Raw genomic sequence first — 15,001 nt, 5'->3', positions numbered from 1 at the left:
CAACTTTCTCTGGAATACTGGATCGCCCGCCTTCGCGGGCGATGACAGTTGTGGGTGGGGCGACGGCTTCAGCTTCCGCTAGTTCGCCGTCAGCTTCACGCCGAGCCGGCCCGCCAGCTCCTGCACGAACTGCCAGGCGACGCGTCCCGAGCGCGAGCCGCGCGTGGTCGACCATTCCAGCGCTTCACGCTCCAGCGCCTCGTCGTCGACCTTGATGCCGAAATGGCTGCAATAGCCGCGCACCATGGCGAGATATTCGTCCTGGCTGCAGCGGTGGAAGCCGAGCCAGAGGCCGAAGCGATCCGACAGCGAAACCTTTTCCTCGACCGCTTCGCCCGGATTGATCGCGGTCGAACGCTCGTTCTCGATCATGTCGCGCGCGAGCAGATGGCGGCGGTTGGAGGTGGCGTAGAGGATGACGTTCTCCGGTCGGCCCTCGATGCCGCCTTCGAGCACGGCCTTGAGTGACTTGTAGGACGCATCATTGCCGTCGAAGGAGAGGTCGTCGATGAACACGATGAAGTGGAAGTCGGCGTCGCGAAGCTTCTCCATCAGCATCGGCAGCGTCTCGATGTCCTCGCGATGGATCTCGATCAGCTTGAGCTTGTCGGCAGGTTTGCGGTCCGCGTTGATGCTGGCGTGCGCCGCCTTCACCAGCGACGACTTGCCCATGCCGCGCGCGCCCCAGAGCAGGGCGTTGTTGGCGGGCAGGCCATTGGCGAAGCGCTCGGTGTTCTCCATCAGGATGTCGCGCATCCGGTCGACGCCTTTGAGCAGGAACAGCTCGACACGGCTGACCCGCGGAACGGCCGCCAGGCGCCCGTCCGGGTGCCAGACATAGGCGTCCGCCCGATCGAACGAATCGCGCTCGACCGCCGGCTTGCCCTGGGCGGCGAGGTGGGCCGCAATGGTCTCAAGCGCGCGGACGATCCGCTCCTGGGTCTGGTCGGGAGAGGCCTTGGAGGTCACCTTGCCAGCCGCCTTTTGGGTAGCCTTTTGGGTCGCCTTGGGGCGATTTGCCGCGACCTGGACGGGCTTCTTGGCAGGGGTACGGGGGCCTTTGCCGGCCGGGCTTTTGCGAAGGTTTTTGGGCATGTCCGAAGTTCCTGAGAACGCAGCCTTATCGGGCCTGATGGCGCGCCGCAAGGTGGCCAAATCGCCGGTCTGGCAGCGTTGCAATTGGGGCGGTGGTCGCTATAGTCCGCGCGAATTTGACCGAACCGGTCGCCCTGAGGGCCTGACCGGCTTCCCCCGTTTCCACGAGGATCGTCCGAATGCTGATTACCCCTGCGTATGCCCAGGCCGCGGGCGCCGGTGACACCAACAGCATGTTGATGTCGCTGCTGCCGTTCGCCCTGATCTTCGTGATCATGTACTTCCTGATTCTGCGCCCGCAGCAGAAGAAGGTGAAGGACCACGCCGAGCTCGTGAAGAACATCCGCCGCGGCGACACTGTCGTGACCTCCGGCGGCCTCGTCGGTAAGGTCACCAAGGTCGTCGATGACGACCAGATCGAGTTCGAGATTTCCGACGGCGTGCGCGTGCGCCAGATGCGCTCGATGATCTCGGGCGTGCGCGCCAAGGGCGAGCCGGCCAAGGACAGCGCGAAGGAAAGCGCCAAGGACGACGCCGCGGCGAAGTGAGCGCTTCCTCGCGAGCATCTCAAATCTCCTGATCTGACAGGTCCAGTCGATGTTGTATTTCACGCGGTGGAAGGCGCTCGGGATTATCCTGACGGCGCTGATCGTGTGCCTCTGCGCGGTCCCGAACTTCTTCCCCGAGGCGCAGGTCAAGACCTGGCCCGCCTGGGCGCAGCGGCGCCTGGTGTTGGGTCTCGACTTGCAGGGCGGTTCCTCTTTGCAGCTCGAGGTCGATTCCAACTATGTGAAGAAGGAAAGGCTCGACCAGATCCGCGACGACGTCCGCCGCGTGCTGCGTGAGGCCAGGATCGGTTACACGGGCATCGTAACGAAGGGCGATGCCGTCGAGGTACGGATCAGGGACGCCGACGCCCAGCCTGCGCTTGCCAAGCTGCGCGAACTGGGCCAGCCGATTGGCGGCCTGATGGGGTCCAGCGGTCAGCGTGATCTCGATGTCTCCGACGCCGGCGGCGGATTGATCCGCCTCAGTATCCCGGAGGCCGCGATGCTCGATCGCATGCGCAAGACCATCGAGCAGTCGATCCAGATCGTCGAGAAGCGCGTCAACGAGCTCGGCACCGTCGAGCCCATCATTCAGCGTCAGGGTAATGACCGAATCCTGGTGCAGGTGCCGGGTTTGCAGGACCCCACCCATCTGAAGGAACTGCTGGGCAAGACTGCGAAGATGGAATTCCGCATGGTCGATCCCTCGGTGCCGCTTGAACAAGCGCAGCAGGGCGGGTTGCCACCGGACTCCGAGCTTCTGCCGGCGGCCACGCCGCCGCCGACCGGCTACGTGGTCAAAAAGCAGGTGCTGGTTGCGGGCGGCGACCTGACCAACGCCCAGGCGACCTTTGACCAGCGTACCAACGAGCCGGTGGTCAGCTTCACGTTCAATACCTCTGGCGCGCGCAAGTTCGCGCAGGCCACGCAGGAGAATGTCGGGGTGCCCTTCGCGATTATCCTCGACGGCAAGGTGATCTCGGCGCCGGTCATTCGCGAACCGATCACCGGCGGTCAGGGCCAGATCTCCGGGAGTTTCACCGTGCAGTCGGCCAACGACCTGGCGATCCTCTTGCGCGCCGGTGCGCTGCCTGCCCCGCTGACTGTCGTGGAAGAGCGCACAGTCGGTCCGGGCCTCGGCCAGGACTCGATCGAGAAGGGCGAGCTTGCTGCCTATGTCGGGTCAATCTTGGTCGTCGTCTTTATGCTGTTGACGTACCGCCTGTTCGGCGTGTTCGCCAACATCGCGGTGGCCATCAACGTCGCGATGATCTTCGGGCTGTTGTCGCTGCTCAGCGCCACGCTGACCCTGCCAGGTATCGCCGGCATCGTGCTCACCGTCGGCATCGCGGTCGACTCCAACGTGCTGATCTATGAGCGCATCCGCGAGGAATTGCGCGGCGGGAGAACCCCGATCTCGGCGATCGATGCAGGCTTCAAGCGGGCGCTCGCCACGATTCTGGACTCCAACATCACCACCTTCATCGCCGCTGCAGTGCTGTTCATGATCGGCACCGGTCCGGTGCGCGGCTTCGCCGTGACGCTGGGCATCGGCATCATCACCACGGTCTTCACCGCCTTCACCATGACTCGCCTGATCGTGGCGTGGTGGGTTCAGTGGAAGCGGCCGAAGACTGTGCCGATTTGATAATTCGAGGCCGGCTGTGACCACTACTCAACTCGTTCTCATTGTTCTCGGCGTCCTGATTGCGGTGCTGACCGTGGTCAGCGTGCTGGGCATCTTGCCGTCGCTGCGGATCGTCCCGGACAATACGCATTTCGACTTCACGCGCTTCCGCCGCATCAGCTTTCCGATCTCGGCGCTGCTGTCGATCGTCGCCATCACGCTGTTCTTCACGCATGGCTTGAATTTCGGCATCGACTTCAAGGGCGGCACCTTGATGGAGGTGCGGGCCAAATCCGGCTCCGCCGATCTTGCGCAGATGCGCTCGACCCTTGGCAGCCTCGGCCTCGGCGAAGTTCAGCTGCAGCAATTCGGCGGCCCCGCCGACGTGCTGCTTCGCGTTGCCGAGCAGCCGGGCGGCGACAAGGCGCAGCAGGCAGCCGTCGACAAGGTTCGCGGCGCCCTCGGCGAGTCCGTGGAGTATCGCCGTGTCGAGGTGGTGGGTCCACGCGTCTCCGGCGAGTTGCTGGGGTGGGGCATGGCCGGCCTGATGCTCGCGATCGGCGCGATCCTGGTCTATCTCTGGTTCCGCTTCGAATGGCAGTTCGCGCTCGGCGCCATGATCGCCAACGTGCACGATATCGTGCTGACCATCGGCTTCATGTCGATCAGCCAGGTCGATTTCGACCTGACCAGCATCGCGGCGCTTCTGACCATTCTGGGCTATTCGCTCAACGACACCGTCGTCATCTACGACCGCATCCGTGAAATGCTGCGGCGCTACAAGAAGATGCCGATGCCGCAGTTGTTGAACGAGTCCATCAACTCGACGCTGTCGCGCTCGATCATCACCCACTTCACGGTGACGCTGGCGTTGCTGGCGCTGCTGCTGTTCGGCGGTCACGCCATCCACAGCTTCACGGCCGTCATGATGTTCGGCGTGGTGCTGGTCGGCACCTACACTTCGATCTTCATCGCAGCCCCGATCCTGATCTATCTCGGCGTCGGCGAACATCGTGAAGATGCGAAGGAAGAGGCTCCGCCGGCGAAGAAAAACAAGGCATGATCCGAACCGCGTGCCCTCGCATTGGTTTGCGAGGGTAGTCAGCTCATTCGGACGAAGCTCATGGCCGGCGACCCCAACGCTCCTCATTTCCCGCGCTCGGCGCCGATCGAGGCCTATGGCAAGGGTGGCTTCGCCTTCGGCGGCATGTCGCACCGGGGCTCGCTGCTGTGCCTGCCCGATGCGATCTGGGCCTGGGACGTGACCGATCCCAGCAAGATCGACCGCTATTCGCTGGATCGGGTCTTCGCGGCTGCCAACGGCATCGACACGCTGCTGGTTGGTACCGGAACCGGGCTCTGGCGGGCCCCGCCGGAACTGCGCCAGGCGCTGAAGGCGGTGAGGGTGGTGCTGGACACCATGCAGACCGGGCCGGCCGTACGGACCTATAACATCATGATCGGCGAACGGCGCCGCGTTGCGGCCGCGCTGATTGCGGTGCCATGAGCAGCGCTGGGACGCCGTCCGACACCGTCACCTACTGCGCCGACCTCGTGCGCGGTCACGACTTTCCGCGCTATGTCGCGACGCTGTTCGCGCCTGCCGCGGAGCGCCGCGCGCTGCTTGCGCTCTACGCCTTCAATGTCGAGATCGTCCGTGTTCGCGATCAGGTGACCCAGCCTTTGCCCGGCGAGATCCGCTTCCAATGGTGGACCGACCTGTTCTCGGGCCTGGCGCACGGCAGCGCCGAAGGCAATCCGGTGGCGGCGGAGCTGTTGCGCGCGATCCGCGATTTTGAGCTGCCGGTCGAGCCGCTGTCGCTGCTCGTCGACGAGCACCAGTTCGATCTCTACAACGATCCGATGCCGACCATGACTGCGCTGGAGGGCTATCTGGCCGCGACCTCTGCGGCGCTTTTTGCGCTCGCGGCGCGGATCATGGGCGACGCTTCGGATGCGGCCGAGCACGTAGCGCGGCACGCTGGCCTCGCGCAGGGCATCGTGCAGGTGATTGCGAGCCTGCCTCGGGACGCTTCCCATCGGCAGCTGTTCCTGCCGCAACAACTGCTGACCAGTCATGGCTGCACCACGGAGGACGTATTCGCGGGCAAGGAGACGCCCAACCTCCATGCCGCCCTGAACCAGCTCATCGGCGATGCGAGGGAGCATCTGGGGACGGCGTCGTCGCTGCTGGCGCAGGTACCGCCCTCGGCGCGGGCCGCCTTCCTGCTGCTGAGCCAGGCGCGGGCCGATCTCGATCGCCTGGCGCGTCCAGGGCGCAATCCCTTCGCCCCGCAGCCGGTCTCGCGGCTACGCACGCTATGGACGTTGTGGCGAGCTTCACGATCCCGGGAATTTACCAAATAGGAGTCGGCTTATCGCCGTAGCCGGCCAAATGCTCTATGCTGTCCTATGGCCGACCTGTCCCCATCAGTAGTCCCCGATCTGAGCGGCTTTCCGGTGACGCCGGCTGACATTCACGCCGCTGCCGAGACGATCCACGGCGCCGTCGTCGAGACGCCCTGCAGCTACAGCCGAACGCTGAGCAACATCTGCGGCTGCCATCTCTGGCTCAAATTCGAAAACCTCCAGTTCACGTCTTCGTTCAAGGAGCGTGGTGCGCTGAACCGGCTCAACGCGCTGACGCCGGAAGAGCGCGCGCGCGGCGTCGTCGCCATGTCCGCGGGCAACCACGCGCAGGGCGTTGCCTATCACGCCAGTAGGCTCGGTATTCCCGCCACCATCGTCATGCCCGTGGGCACGCCGATGGTGAAGGTCGAGAATACCCGGCATCACGGTGCCGAGGTGGTTGTCAAAGGCGCGACGCTGGAGGAGGCGGCTGCGTTTGCGCGCAGCCACGGCGAAGCTCGCGGCATGATCTTCGTCCACCCCTACGACGATCCGCTGGTGATCGCCGGGCAGGGCACGGTTGGGCTCGAGGTCCTCAAGGCGGTGCCGGAGCTCGACACGCTGGTCGTTCCGATCGGCGGCGGCGGCCTGATCAGCGGCATTGCCATTGCGGCGAAGTCCCTCAAGCCATCGCTGCGGATCGTCGGCGTCGAGGCCTGGCTCTATCCCTCGATGTACAACGCCATCCATGGCGGCAATCTGCCGGCGCGGGGCGATACGCTCGCCGAAGGCATCGCGGTCAAGTCGCCGGGCAAGATCACCACCGAGATCGTCCGCGGCCTGGTCGACGACATCGCGCTCGTCAACGAAGCCGAGCTCGAGCGCGCGGTCGCAACCCTGATCTCGATCGAGAAGACGGTCGTCGAGGGTGCGGGCGCTGCCGGCCTTGCGGCGATCATGTCCGATCCCACGCGCTTTGCCGGTGAGAAGGTCGGCCTGGTCCTGAGCGGCGGCAACATCGATACAAGGCTGATCGCCTCGGTGCTGACGCGCGAGCTTGCGCGCGAGGGGCGGCTGACGCAGCTCTCGCTCGATATCCCTGACAGACCCGGCCAGCTCGCGGCAGTCGCTTCGCTGCTGGCCGAGGCCGGCGCCAACATCATCGAGGTCTCGCATCAGCGGACCTTCTCGGACCTGCCGGCCAAGGCAACGCTGCTGCAACTCGTGATCGAGACCCGCGACAGCGCCCATCTCGACGAGGTCATGGCCAAGCTCGGCGCATCCGGACTGAGCGCGCGCTGTACCTAACAATACTACCGCGGCACCAGACCCGCCACGTGGGCGATGAGCCGATCGATCTCGGCTTCCGTGTTGTAGTAATGTGGCGAGGCGCGAACGACGACTGGCAACGCCCGCTCTTCCGCGTCGATGCGGGTGCTCGACGGATGCGATGCGCCGATGGTGATGCCGGCCGCAGCGGCGCTGGTGACGACCGCGTCCGCCTCAAGGCCCGCCATCGTGAAGCTGACGATGGCACCCGGCGTCCGACCGAGGTCGCGAATGGTCACACCGCTGATGGCGGCGAGGCCGCCGCGGAGGCGGTCCGCCAGCAGGCGGCAGCGCTGCTCGATCGGGCCGAGGCCGATCGCAAGGGCGTAGTCGACGGCGGCGCCCAGGCCGAGCCGCGCCGCGTAATTGTTCTCCCAGGTCTCGAACCGGCGCGCATCGTCGCGGAGCAGATACCGGTCGCGCGAGATCCAGGGCGCCGCAAAATGGTCGATCATCGGCGGTTCGAGCTGCTGCAGCAGTTCGCGGCGGACGTAAAGAAAGCCGGTGCCGCGCGGCCCGCGCAGGAATTTTCGGCCCGTGGCTGACAGCATGTCACAGCCGATGGCTTCAACGTCGACTTCCATCTGGCCAACCGCTTGGCAGGCGTCGAGCAAATAGGGAATGCCGTGCGCCCGCGCGATCTTGCCGACAGCTGCGGCGGGATTGACGAGCCCGCCATTAGTCGGAACCCATGTGATGGCGATCAGTCTGACGCGGTCGTCGATCATGCGCTCGAGCGCGGCGAGGTCCAGTTCACCGCTGGCATCGCTGGGCACGACGTCAATGATCGCGCCTGTCCGCTTGGCGACCTGAAGGAACGCGACATAGTTGGCGGCGTATTCCGCCTCGGCGGTCAGGATCCGGTCGCCTGCGCGAAACGGCAGCGCATAGAACGCCATCTGCCAGGCGACAGTTGCGTTCTCCATGAGCGCGATCTCGTTCGGCGCAGCGTTCAGCAGTCGCGCCACCGAGCCGTAGACCGCATCGAGCCGGCCAGACTCGCGGTCGGCGGCGGCATAGCCTCCGATCTCGCTCTCAAGGTCGATATGCTGCTTCATCGCCGCGACGACGGGCGTGGGCATGAGAGCCGCGCCTGCATTGTGCAGATAGGCGAGCCGGCGGGCGGCCGGTGTGTCGGAGCGTATTCGGTCGATATCGATCAAGTTTGCCTCTCCCTCTCGCGATCCGGTCGGATGGATTAGACGCGCCTAACGAGGCGAGCAAGACCATGAACCGGCGAAGAGCAGGTCCGGCTTTGTCTCAGATGCAGAGGCCGAGCAGCTTGAGGTGGCAATTGCTGGATTTGGGCTTGCTGGCCGGCGTGGTCTCGCGTCTCACGGCGACCAGCGGCTCGCTGTCCTTTTTGGTTTTGCCTTTACCCGGTTTCGTCTCGTAATCGCCGGCAATCACCATGGCCCAATAGGTGCGCTTGCCGCTGGCGTTCTTCGCGCTCGCGATCCCGACGCGCGAGGCGTTGTGGAGCAGCAGATTCTTGCGATGGCCGGACGAGTCGATCCACTGACCGAGCGTCTTCTCGAAATTGTCGTAGCCATAGGCGATGTTCTCGGCGGCACGGCCCGCGCCCGACGGCGCGACGCGCTTGTTGAACGGGCCGAGAGCATCGTGGCTGAGATCGTCCTTGGCCGCCATCGCGCGTGCCTGGTCCATGGCGATGCGATCGAGCGTTGCGTCGCGCGTGACCCGGCCCTCGCCATGCTTCAGCCGGAAGCCGGAGATCTGTTCGGCAGGGGATTCTGCTGCCGACGTCGGCGCAGCCGCCAGCAACACCAGACCTGCAAGCAACAGCAGCGCGCGGCGCCTCATGGTCCCCCAGCTGTTCATTGGTCCCCAAATCAGTGCAGTCGCCGGCTTGTCCACCGGCATTGTGGACGCTTCAAGGCGCCGTGCATCTGTCGTCTAACTGATGGGCAGGTCCGCCTCGAAGTTGAAGCGATCGCGCAGGTTCTTGCGCTGCTCCAGGATGTCCTTGAGGAAGGCGCGGTCCTGGTCGTTCTTCATCATCGGCTCGATCAGGTCGAGCTGGTTCATCGCGACCAGTTGCAGGATCTCGGTGCGCGGCTTGCCGCTTGTATCGCGCGGCAGTGCGTGCACGACCTGGATGTGTTCCGGCGGCTTTGGGCCCTTGGCAGCCGTCAATTCGTTACGGAGCTGGCCTTCGAGTGCGGACTGATCGGCTTCCACGAACGCGTAGAGCCCGACCCCGGAGCGGCGGTCGGCAAAGGCGACGATGGCGGTGTCGCGCACGGCCGGGTTCTTGCGGATCAGCTCTGCGAGCACCGGAGCATCGTTGACCAGCCGGCGGCCGCCACCCTCGCGGTCGGTGAAGTTGAACAGGCCGCGGGTGATAGCGCGATAGACTTTCTTGCCGGTGGCAAGCCACAGGCTCGCGACGAACGATTTCTTCGCCAGCACTTTTCGCTCGCGCGGCGTCAGGGCCTCCGGCGCGTAGGAGCGCTTGTGCTTGAGCAGATGGCGAAGGTCTTCATAGGCGAGGATACGATAGAGCCGGCCGCGCCGCCTGAAGCACGCCGCGAGTTGGAAGTCGGTCACGTAGGCGCGGCCATCGCGGCCGACCAGCCAGTTTTGTTCCTTGGCGAGATCATTGTGGCAGATGCCGGCGCGGCGGAGCCGGCGCAGCACGTCCTTCGCCGAGCGGAAATAGGCGAGGTCGCCATGAGGCTTTGCCAGATGCAGCGCAACGCCGTCGACGAAGCCGCGCACCAGCGCTCGGCGCCCGGCCCAGAGCAGCTCAGGTCCGGCATTCAGGCCCTTTGCGAGCACCAGCGCGTGTTTTTCGCGGCCGAACAGGTGGCGTGCCAGCAGGAACGACCACCAGGGCACCTCGTCGAGCCGGCGCAGCACGGCATCGACCTCGCCGCTGTCGCCGTGGAAACGGCCGCGCTCGACGGTCGAGAACACGTCGCGCTTGAGCAGCACGCCCTCGGTCCAGCGCGCCGAAAGCACCACGGCGTCGTCTTTCGGGAGACTCATCGAAAACTCACGCGGCTGCGGCAATGCGCAAATGATCGGCGATCCAGCGATCGAGATCGGCAAGCGCCAAGGCGCTCATCGCCTGCTTCTTGGCCACCGTCTTCTCATTGCCGCGCAGACGCGTGCCGTCGGGCTTCTTCGTCGGCGGGCTGGCAAGCGGCGGGAACAGGCCGAAATTGATGTTCATCGGCTGGAACGAGCGCGTGCCCGGCTCGACGGTCTCGATATGGCCGCCAGTGATATGGCCGAGCAGCGACCCGAGCGCCGTTGTGACAGGCGGGCTCGCAAGCCGCTCGCCGCGCGCGTCGGCAGCCGCATAGAGGCCGGCAATCAGGCCGACGCTGGCGGATTCCACATAGCCTTCACAGCCCGTCATCTGGCCGGCAAAGCGCAGCCGCGGCTGCGCGCGCAGGCGCAGCTGACTGTCGAGTAGCTTCGGCGAATTGAGGAAGGTGTTGCGATGGAGGCCGCCGAGGCGGGCGAACTCGGCCTTTTCCAGGCCGGGAATGGTGCGGAAGATGCGCTGCTGCTCGCCGTATTTCAGCTTCGTCTGGAATCCGACGATATTGTAGAGCGTGCCGAGCTTGTTGTCCTGGCGCAGTTGCACGATCGCGTAGGACTTCGTGGTGGGATCATATGGATTGGTGAGGCCGACCGGCTTCATCGGGCCGTGGCGCAGCGTCTCGGGACCGCGCTCCGCCATGACCTCGATCGGCAGGCAGCCGTCGAAATAGGGCGTGTTGGTCTCCCACTCCTTGAACTCGGTCTTCTCGCCTGAGATCAGCGCGGCGACGAAGCCATCGTATTGCTCCTTGGTCATGGGGCAGTTGATGTAGTCGGCACCGTTGCCGCCGGGGCCGACCTTGTCGTAGCGCGACTGGAACCATGCCACCGACATGTCGATGGATTCGCGATGCACGATCGGCGCGATGGCGTCGAAGAAGGCGAGCGCGTTCTCGTCGGTGAGTTCGCGGATGGCGTCAGCCAGCGGGGCGGAGGTCAGGGGGCCGGTCGCAACGATGACGTTGCTCCAGTCGGCCGGCGGCAGGCCTTTGATCTCGCCGCGGGCGATCTCGATCAGGGGATGGTCGTTCAGCGCCCTGGTGACAGCGGCCGAGAAGCCGTCGCGATCAACGGCCAGCGCGCCGCCGGCGGGCACCTGGTTGGCGTCGGCCGCGCGCATGATCAGCGAGTCGAGCCGGCGCATCTCGGCGTGCAGCAGGCCGACGGCGTTGTTGGCGGCGTCGTCCGAGCGGAACGAATTGGAGCAGACCAGCTCGGCGAGCCCGTCGGTGCGATGCGCCTCGGTCATGCGGTCGGGCCGCATCTCATGCAGCACAACGGGCACGCCAGCTTTCGCGACCTGCCAGGCGGCTTCGGAACCGGCAAGGCCGGCGCCAATAACGTGCACGGGAGTAGATAGGGGTCCTGTCATGGGGCGGACAGGTAGCGCTTTTCGGCCGTCAGTGGAATCGCCGAGATCGAGTTTTCTGCCGCTGAAAACGACAGCGCCCGCACGAGGCGGGCGTTATCGGTTCGTCCGGTGAAGGGCTGAACGATATCAGCCCTGATACTGACCGGCGGCAACGCGCGGGATGTCCGAGCGATCGAGGCCGATGTCGGCCAGTTCGCGATCGCTGAGCTGGGACAGTTCGGCAACATTGCGCTGATAGTCCCGGAAAGCCTGGATCATGCGGATGAGCGAGAGCAGCATTGGTAGTCTCCTGTAGTTCGATTCAGCCCTTGCTCGGGCGTCATCGTTGAAATGAATATAGGTGAGAGTAGTGCGGTGCGAAAGTTCCGATGTTGCGATGCAGCTAAGCGATGTGCGCATAGCAGAGGTAAGGGACGATTAACCTCTCGGCACTGTAGCCTAACAGCTAGGCGGGCCAAGCCGATCTATGACGTAAAACTCCGTGAAATCACAGGTTTAGCGACCAAACGTACGGTGCCTATCGCTACCGAGATAGGTTACATTTCCGTGATCCTCAAGTCGTCAGGGCCAGCTTGTAAGCCCAAGTCCGGCATGCGTGATTCGCATGCGCCTGAATCCTATAGAAATGAATTTAACTTCATATTTAGTTGCTTTGATCCCGACGTCGCGACGATGAAAACAGGGCCGACTGTTCGCCTGGGGGAGGACTCACAACGGCCAGCGGGGCTGCCAGGCGACTGCTTGGCCATTCTTGCTCGATGCCACCCCAAATGGTGCATCGCACACACGTCGAACGTGTATGGCTTGATTACAAGGTTGTAATGAAAATCAGAAATTTCGCATGCGGCTCTGCGCAGCGCGCAACATCACGCAATTCTCGCGCGGAATTTATTGCGGCAAGTTGCCGCGTCGGCAGCAAAGTCATGTTGCGGATTCTGGCAATGTCGCCGGGTCCGTCCAAGAACAAGAGAAGGAAAGTAACATCATGACGAAGTTACTCGGGGTTATCGCAATTGCCGCCGTTGCATTCGCCGTCGCGCCGGCTCAGGCCGCCAAGCACAGCATGGGTGGTTGCAGCTCGGGCAATCTTGAGAAGGCCGAGACTGCTGTCGAAGGGATGCAGGACGGCGACGGCAAGATGGCCGCGCAGAAGGAAATTGCGTCTGCGCAGGACTCCATGCTCAACGGCAAAATGGGTGCGTGCGGCATGCACCTGAACAAGGCGATGCAAGCCACCATGGGCAAGTAATCGGGTAGGCAAACGCAGTCCAAGAGAGGGCCGGTCGCCAAGCGATCGGCCCTACGCATTTTACTTCTGTGTGTCTCTTACGGGGCGTGCGCGAGCTGAGTGGCAAAATAGGCCACCGTCTTGGAATAGACCTCGCTCTTGTTCCACTGCTGCAGCACCGCGAAGTTCGGGCTGCCCGGCTGCCAGTCCTTGCCCTTCTGCCAACCGTAGCCGGCCAGATAGTTGGCGGTGGAGGCAAGCACGTCGGGAGCGCTATGCAGTAGGTCGCGCTTGCCATTGCCGTCGAAATCGACTGCGTATTTCATCCAGGACGATGGCATGAACTGGGTTTGGCCGAGCTCGCCGGCCCATGCGCCCTTCATCTCGGCAGGCGCAAGATCGCCGCGCTGAACGATGCGCAGCGCATCCATCAGCTCACCGCGAAACTGCTCGGCACGGCGGCAATCATAGGCCAATGTCGCCAGTGAGCGGATCGTCGAGAACTTGCCGGTGTTGACGCCGAAATCGGTCTCCAGACCCCAGATCGCGACCAGGATCTCGCCCGGCACGCCATAGGCCTGCTCGATGCGCGACAGCACCGATCCGTATTGCTTCATCATGTTGGAGCCGCGCGTCATCCGCGGCGGCACCATGCGGCCGGAAAACTCCTCAAAGGTTTGGGTGAAGACCTTTTGCGATTTGTCGCGGTTGAGCACGCTCTGGTCCAGCGTGACGCCGGCAAGGCCGGCCGCGGTGGCCTGTTGCGAGATCCCCTTAGCCGCGGCCTCGGTTTTGAAATCCGCGAGCCAGGCGTCGAAATTGCCCGAGCCGCAAGCGACCGCAGCCAGAGCGGGCTCGACGGACACGATTGAGGCTGAAAGGGCGAGGGCGGCGAAAGCGAGACGAGAAATCGTCAGGGTCATCAGAGGTAATTGATTCCGTGAAGGGGCATGACCGGCGGCGGCAATCTCTGATGTAACCGCGGCCAAAGCAAGGCGTATGACAGCACCGCTCCCGCCGGGTGACCGGCGGGAGCGCTCTGACGAGATCGCCTGGCGCCAGCTCTATTCCCTATTGCGCCATGGGAAGAGATTGGCTGGGAAATCGGCCGCCGGCTTGCGCGGGCGCTGGGGCGGGGGCGGTACAGGCCGGGCACCGGGGTCGGAGACGATCACCTTGCGATAGAGATGCCAGGTGGCGTGGCCGAGCAGGGGAATGACGACGGCGAGCCCCAGGAACGCGGGGATTGTTCCGAGCGCCAGCAGAACCGCCACGATCAGGCCCCACGCCGCCATCGGCACCGGGTTCTTGGCGACGACGCGCAGCGAGGTGACCATTGCCTCCAGTGCGCCGGCGTGGCGGTCGAGCATCAGCGGGAATGATACCGCGCTGATGCACAGCGCCGCGAGCGCGAACAGGAAGCCCGTGCCACAGCCGATCACGATCAGCCACCAGCCCTGGGAGGTCGTCAGCACCCGCGTCAGGAAATCCGAAATGCCGGTGACGCCCTCATAGCCGAACGCAGCCACATAGATCGCCTGCGCGGTCGCGACCCACGTCACGAACAGCGCCAGCAGCAATGTGCCGAGGCCGAGCATGGCGCCGAAGGAGGGCGAGCGCAGCACGTCCATGGCGTCCCACGCGCTCGCTTCCTCGTAGCGTTCGCGGCGGCTGGAGAGCTCATAAAGGCCGAGTGCTGCGAACGGGCCGATCAGGGCGAAGCCCGCGGCGAGAGGAAACAGGAGCGGTATCACGGAATAGCCCATCGCGACGCGCGCGATCACGAGACCGAGCACCGGATAGATCACGCAGAGGATGATGGCGTGGCTGGGGACTGCCTTGAAGTCTTCCCAGCCGCGCTTGAGCGCGTCGTGCAGGTCGGAGAGTTCAATGGTTCGGATCACCGGTCCAGCCGCGTCTGCGGACTGGCCCATTGTGGGGACATTGCCCTGATAAAGTGTGGCCATGGTCGGCTTGCTCCCTTGCCATGCAGCCGAATTCGGCGCCGACAACGGCGCAAGCGGCCGCTTCTTTGAGTTTCGCGAGTCCAACCAGACGCGAATTCCTGGTGGCATCGCGAGCTGAGCACCAAGCGTACGCTTATTTCCGAGTCCTGTCCCTCACGCTTGGGTGAGATTCGTTGCCGCAGTGCAACCTCGCTGACGTCATCCGGTCGTCATTTCGCCGCAGATAAGCTCATGCTGTTTGTGGCTCGCGGAAGTTCGCGGGCGCACCGGCGTAACTTCGTCTATAAGGGCTCACTCAGGGCCTTCCAACGGGATCCTTTTCGGGGAACAGACATGAGCATTTTCGGGAAAATCATGGGCGCAATCTTCGGCAGCCATACGGCTTCCGCTGCGCCCGCCGGCGGCGCACCC

15 protein-coding genes and 1 pseudogene are annotated in these 15,001 nt (G+C 64.3%); 8 read left to right on the top strand and 8 right to left on the bottom strand.

Annotated elements, in window-relative coordinates; translation table 11 throughout:
- Positions 1 to 78: 78 nt before the first annotated feature.
- The gene (locus Q0687_RS10155) at positions 79 to 1,095 is read right to left on the bottom strand and encodes an ATP-binding protein (protein WP_298875461.1); all 1,017 of its coding nucleotides are present in this window, start codon (positions 1,093 to 1,095) and stop codon (positions 79 to 81) included.
- A 179-nt stretch (positions 1,096 to 1,274) separates the two neighbouring features.
- On the opposite strand from Q0687_RS10155, the gene yajC reads away from it, so the two are divergent.
- The 6 genes from yajC to Q0687_RS10125 are packed head-to-tail and all read left to right on the top strand — an operon-like array spanning position 1,275 to position 6,927.
- Positions 1,275 to 1,643, top strand: coding sequence for a preprotein translocase subunit YajC (gene yajC, locus Q0687_RS10150; RefSeq protein WP_092229337.1), 369 nt, complete (start codon positions 1,275 to 1,277; stop codon positions 1,641 to 1,643).
- Positions 1,644 to 1,692: 49 nt separating this feature from the next.
- Complete coding sequence (secD, locus tag Q0687_RS10145; RefSeq protein ID WP_298875453.1) at positions 1,693 to 3,291, top strand: protein translocase subunit SecD; 1,599 nt, start codon at positions 1,693 to 1,695, stop codon at positions 3,289 to 3,291.
- 16 nt (positions 3,292 to 3,307) lie between these two features.
- Positions 3,308 to 4,333, top strand: a complete 1,026-nt coding sequence (gene secF, locus Q0687_RS10140; RefSeq protein WP_298875450.1) for a protein translocase subunit SecF — start codon at positions 3,308 to 3,310, stop codon at positions 4,331 to 4,333.
- 60 nt (positions 4,334 to 4,393) lie between these two features.
- Complete coding sequence (locus tag Q0687_RS10135; protein WP_298875446.1) at positions 4,394 to 4,777, top strand: Mth938-like domain-containing protein; 384 nt, start codon at positions 4,394 to 4,396, stop codon at positions 4,775 to 4,777.
- The gene (locus Q0687_RS10130) at positions 4,774 to 5,637 is read left to right on the top strand and encodes a phytoene/squalene synthase family protein (RefSeq protein WP_298875443.1); all 864 of its coding nucleotides are present in this window, start codon (positions 4,774 to 4,776) and stop codon (positions 5,635 to 5,637) included. The genes Q0687_RS10135 and Q0687_RS10130 overlap by 4 nt, the downstream gene beginning before the upstream one ends.
- A gap of 45 nt (positions 5,638 to 5,682) precedes the next feature.
- On the top strand, positions 5,683 to 6,927 hold the full coding sequence (locus Q0687_RS10125; RefSeq protein ID WP_298875440.1) for a threonine ammonia-lyase: 1,245 nt from the start codon (positions 5,683 to 5,685) through the stop codon (positions 6,925 to 6,927).
- Positions 6,928 to 6,932: 5 nt separating this feature from the next.
- On the opposite strand, the gene Q0687_RS10120 is transcribed toward Q0687_RS10125, so the two are convergent.
- From Q0687_RS10120 to Q0687_RS10100, 5 genes are all read right to left on the bottom strand, one after another.
- Complete coding sequence (locus Q0687_RS10120; protein ID WP_298875437.1) at positions 6,933 to 8,111, bottom strand: aminotransferase class V-fold PLP-dependent enzyme; 1,179 nt, start codon at positions 8,109 to 8,111, stop codon at positions 6,933 to 6,935.
- A 97-nt stretch (positions 8,112 to 8,208) separates the two neighbouring features.
- Positions 8,209 to 8,790 (bottom strand): CAP domain-containing protein, encoded by a 582-nt coding sequence (locus tag Q0687_RS10115; protein ID WP_298875435.1) that lies wholly within the window; start codon positions 8,788 to 8,790, stop codon positions 8,209 to 8,211.
- Positions 8,791 to 8,865: 75 nt separating this feature from the next.
- Positions 8,866 to 9,960: a serine/threonine protein kinase gene (locus Q0687_RS10110; protein ID WP_298875433.1), complete on the bottom strand. Its 1,095-nt coding sequence runs from the start codon at positions 9,958 to 9,960 to the stop codon at positions 8,866 to 8,868.
- Between the two features lie 7 nt (positions 9,961 to 9,967).
- A complete protein-coding gene (trmFO, locus tag Q0687_RS10105; RefSeq protein ID WP_298875430.1) occupies positions 9,968 to 11,395 on the bottom strand; it encodes a methylenetetrahydrofolate--tRNA-(uracil(54)-C(5))-methyltransferase (FADH(2)-oxidizing) TrmFO in 1,428 nt (475 codons plus the stop codon).
- Positions 11,396 to 11,521: 126 nt separating this feature from the next.
- A complete protein-coding gene (locus Q0687_RS10100) occupies positions 11,522 to 11,674 on the bottom strand; it encodes a DUF1127 domain-containing protein (protein ID WP_007590701.1) in 153 nt (50 codons plus the stop codon).
- A 706-nt stretch (positions 11,675 to 12,380) separates the two neighbouring features.
- On the opposite strand from Q0687_RS10100, the gene Q0687_RS10095 reads away from it, so the two are divergent.
- On the top strand, positions 12,381 to 12,644 hold the full coding sequence (locus Q0687_RS10095; protein WP_298875464.1) for a hypothetical protein: 264 nt from the start codon (positions 12,381 to 12,383) through the stop codon (positions 12,642 to 12,644).
- 77 nt (positions 12,645 to 12,721) lie between these two features.
- On the opposite strand, the gene Q0687_RS10090 is transcribed toward Q0687_RS10095, so the two are convergent.
- Positions 12,722 to 13,546 carry a lytic murein transglycosylase gene (locus Q0687_RS10090; protein WP_298875427.1) on the bottom strand — a complete coding sequence of 275 codons (825 nt, stop codon included), beginning with the start codon at positions 13,544 to 13,546 and terminating at the stop codon, positions 12,722 to 12,724.
- 141 nt (positions 13,547 to 13,687) lie between these two features.
- Positions 13,688 to 14,590, bottom strand: coding sequence for a DUF2189 domain-containing protein (locus tag Q0687_RS10085; protein WP_298875424.1), 903 nt, complete (start codon positions 14,588 to 14,590; stop codon positions 13,688 to 13,690).
- A 231-nt stretch (positions 14,591 to 14,821) separates the two neighbouring features.
- Between Q0687_RS10085 and Q0687_RS10080 the strand changes: the two are divergent.
- Positions 14,822 to 15,001: pseudogene (locus Q0687_RS10080) on the top strand (hypothetical protein); the annotation flags it as partial.

It is taken from the genome of uncultured Bradyrhizobium sp., assembly GCF_936928535.1.
Classification (GTDB): domain Bacteria; phylum Pseudomonadota; class Alphaproteobacteria; order Rhizobiales; family Xanthobacteraceae; genus Bradyrhizobium.
Note: the sequence above shows the minus strand (reverse complement) of the source record. Positions and strands in the feature narration are given on the sequence as shown.

Bases quoted from the DNA above. Each gene is read 5' to 3' on its own strand.
- trmFO (WP_298875430.1), bottom strand. From the start codon at position 11,395: ATGACAGGACCCCTATCTACTCCCGTGCACGTTATTGGCGCCGGCCTT.
- Q0687_RS10135 (WP_298875446.1), top strand. From the start codon at position 4,394: ATGGCCGGCGACCCCAACGCTCCTCATTTCCCGCGCTCGGCGCCGATC.
- Q0687_RS10095 (WP_298875464.1), top strand. From the start codon at position 12,381: ATGACGAAGTTACTCGGGGTTATCGCAATTGCCGCCGTTGCATTCGCC.
- secD (WP_298875453.1), top strand. From the start codon at position 1,693: ATGTTGTATTTCACGCGGTGGAAGGCGCTCGGGATTATCCTGACGGCG.
- Q0687_RS10125 (WP_298875440.1), top strand. From the start codon at position 5,683: ATGGCCGACCTGTCCCCATCAGTAGTCCCCGATCTGAGCGGCTTTCCG.
- yajC (WP_092229337.1), top strand. From the start codon at position 1,275: ATGCTGATTACCCCTGCGTATGCCCAGGCCGCGGGCGCCGGTGACACC.
- Q0687_RS10090 (WP_298875427.1), bottom strand. From the start codon at position 13,546: ATGACCCTGACGATTTCTCGTCTCGCTTTCGCCGCCCTCGCCCTTTCA.
- Q0687_RS10155 (WP_298875461.1), bottom strand. From the start codon at position 1,095: ATGCCCAAAAACCTTCGCAAAAGCCCGGCCGGCAAAGGCCCCCGTACC.
- Q0687_RS10115 (WP_298875435.1), bottom strand. From the start codon at position 8,790: ATGAACAGCTGGGGGACCATGAGGCGCCGCGCGCTGCTGTTGCTTGCA.
- Q0687_RS10130 (WP_298875443.1), top strand. From the start codon at position 4,774: ATGAGCAGCGCTGGGACGCCGTCCGACACCGTCACCTACTGCGCCGAC.
- Q0687_RS10100 (WP_007590701.1), bottom strand. From the start codon at position 11,674: ATGCTGCTCTCGCTCATCCGCATGATCCAGGCTTTCCGGGACTATCAG.
- Q0687_RS10110 (WP_298875433.1), bottom strand. From the start codon at position 9,960: ATGAGTCTCCCGAAAGACGACGCCGTGGTGCTTTCGGCGCGCTGGACC.
- Q0687_RS10085 (WP_298875424.1), bottom strand. From the start codon at position 14,590: ATGGCCACACTTTATCAGGGCAATGTCCCCACAATGGGCCAGTCCGCA.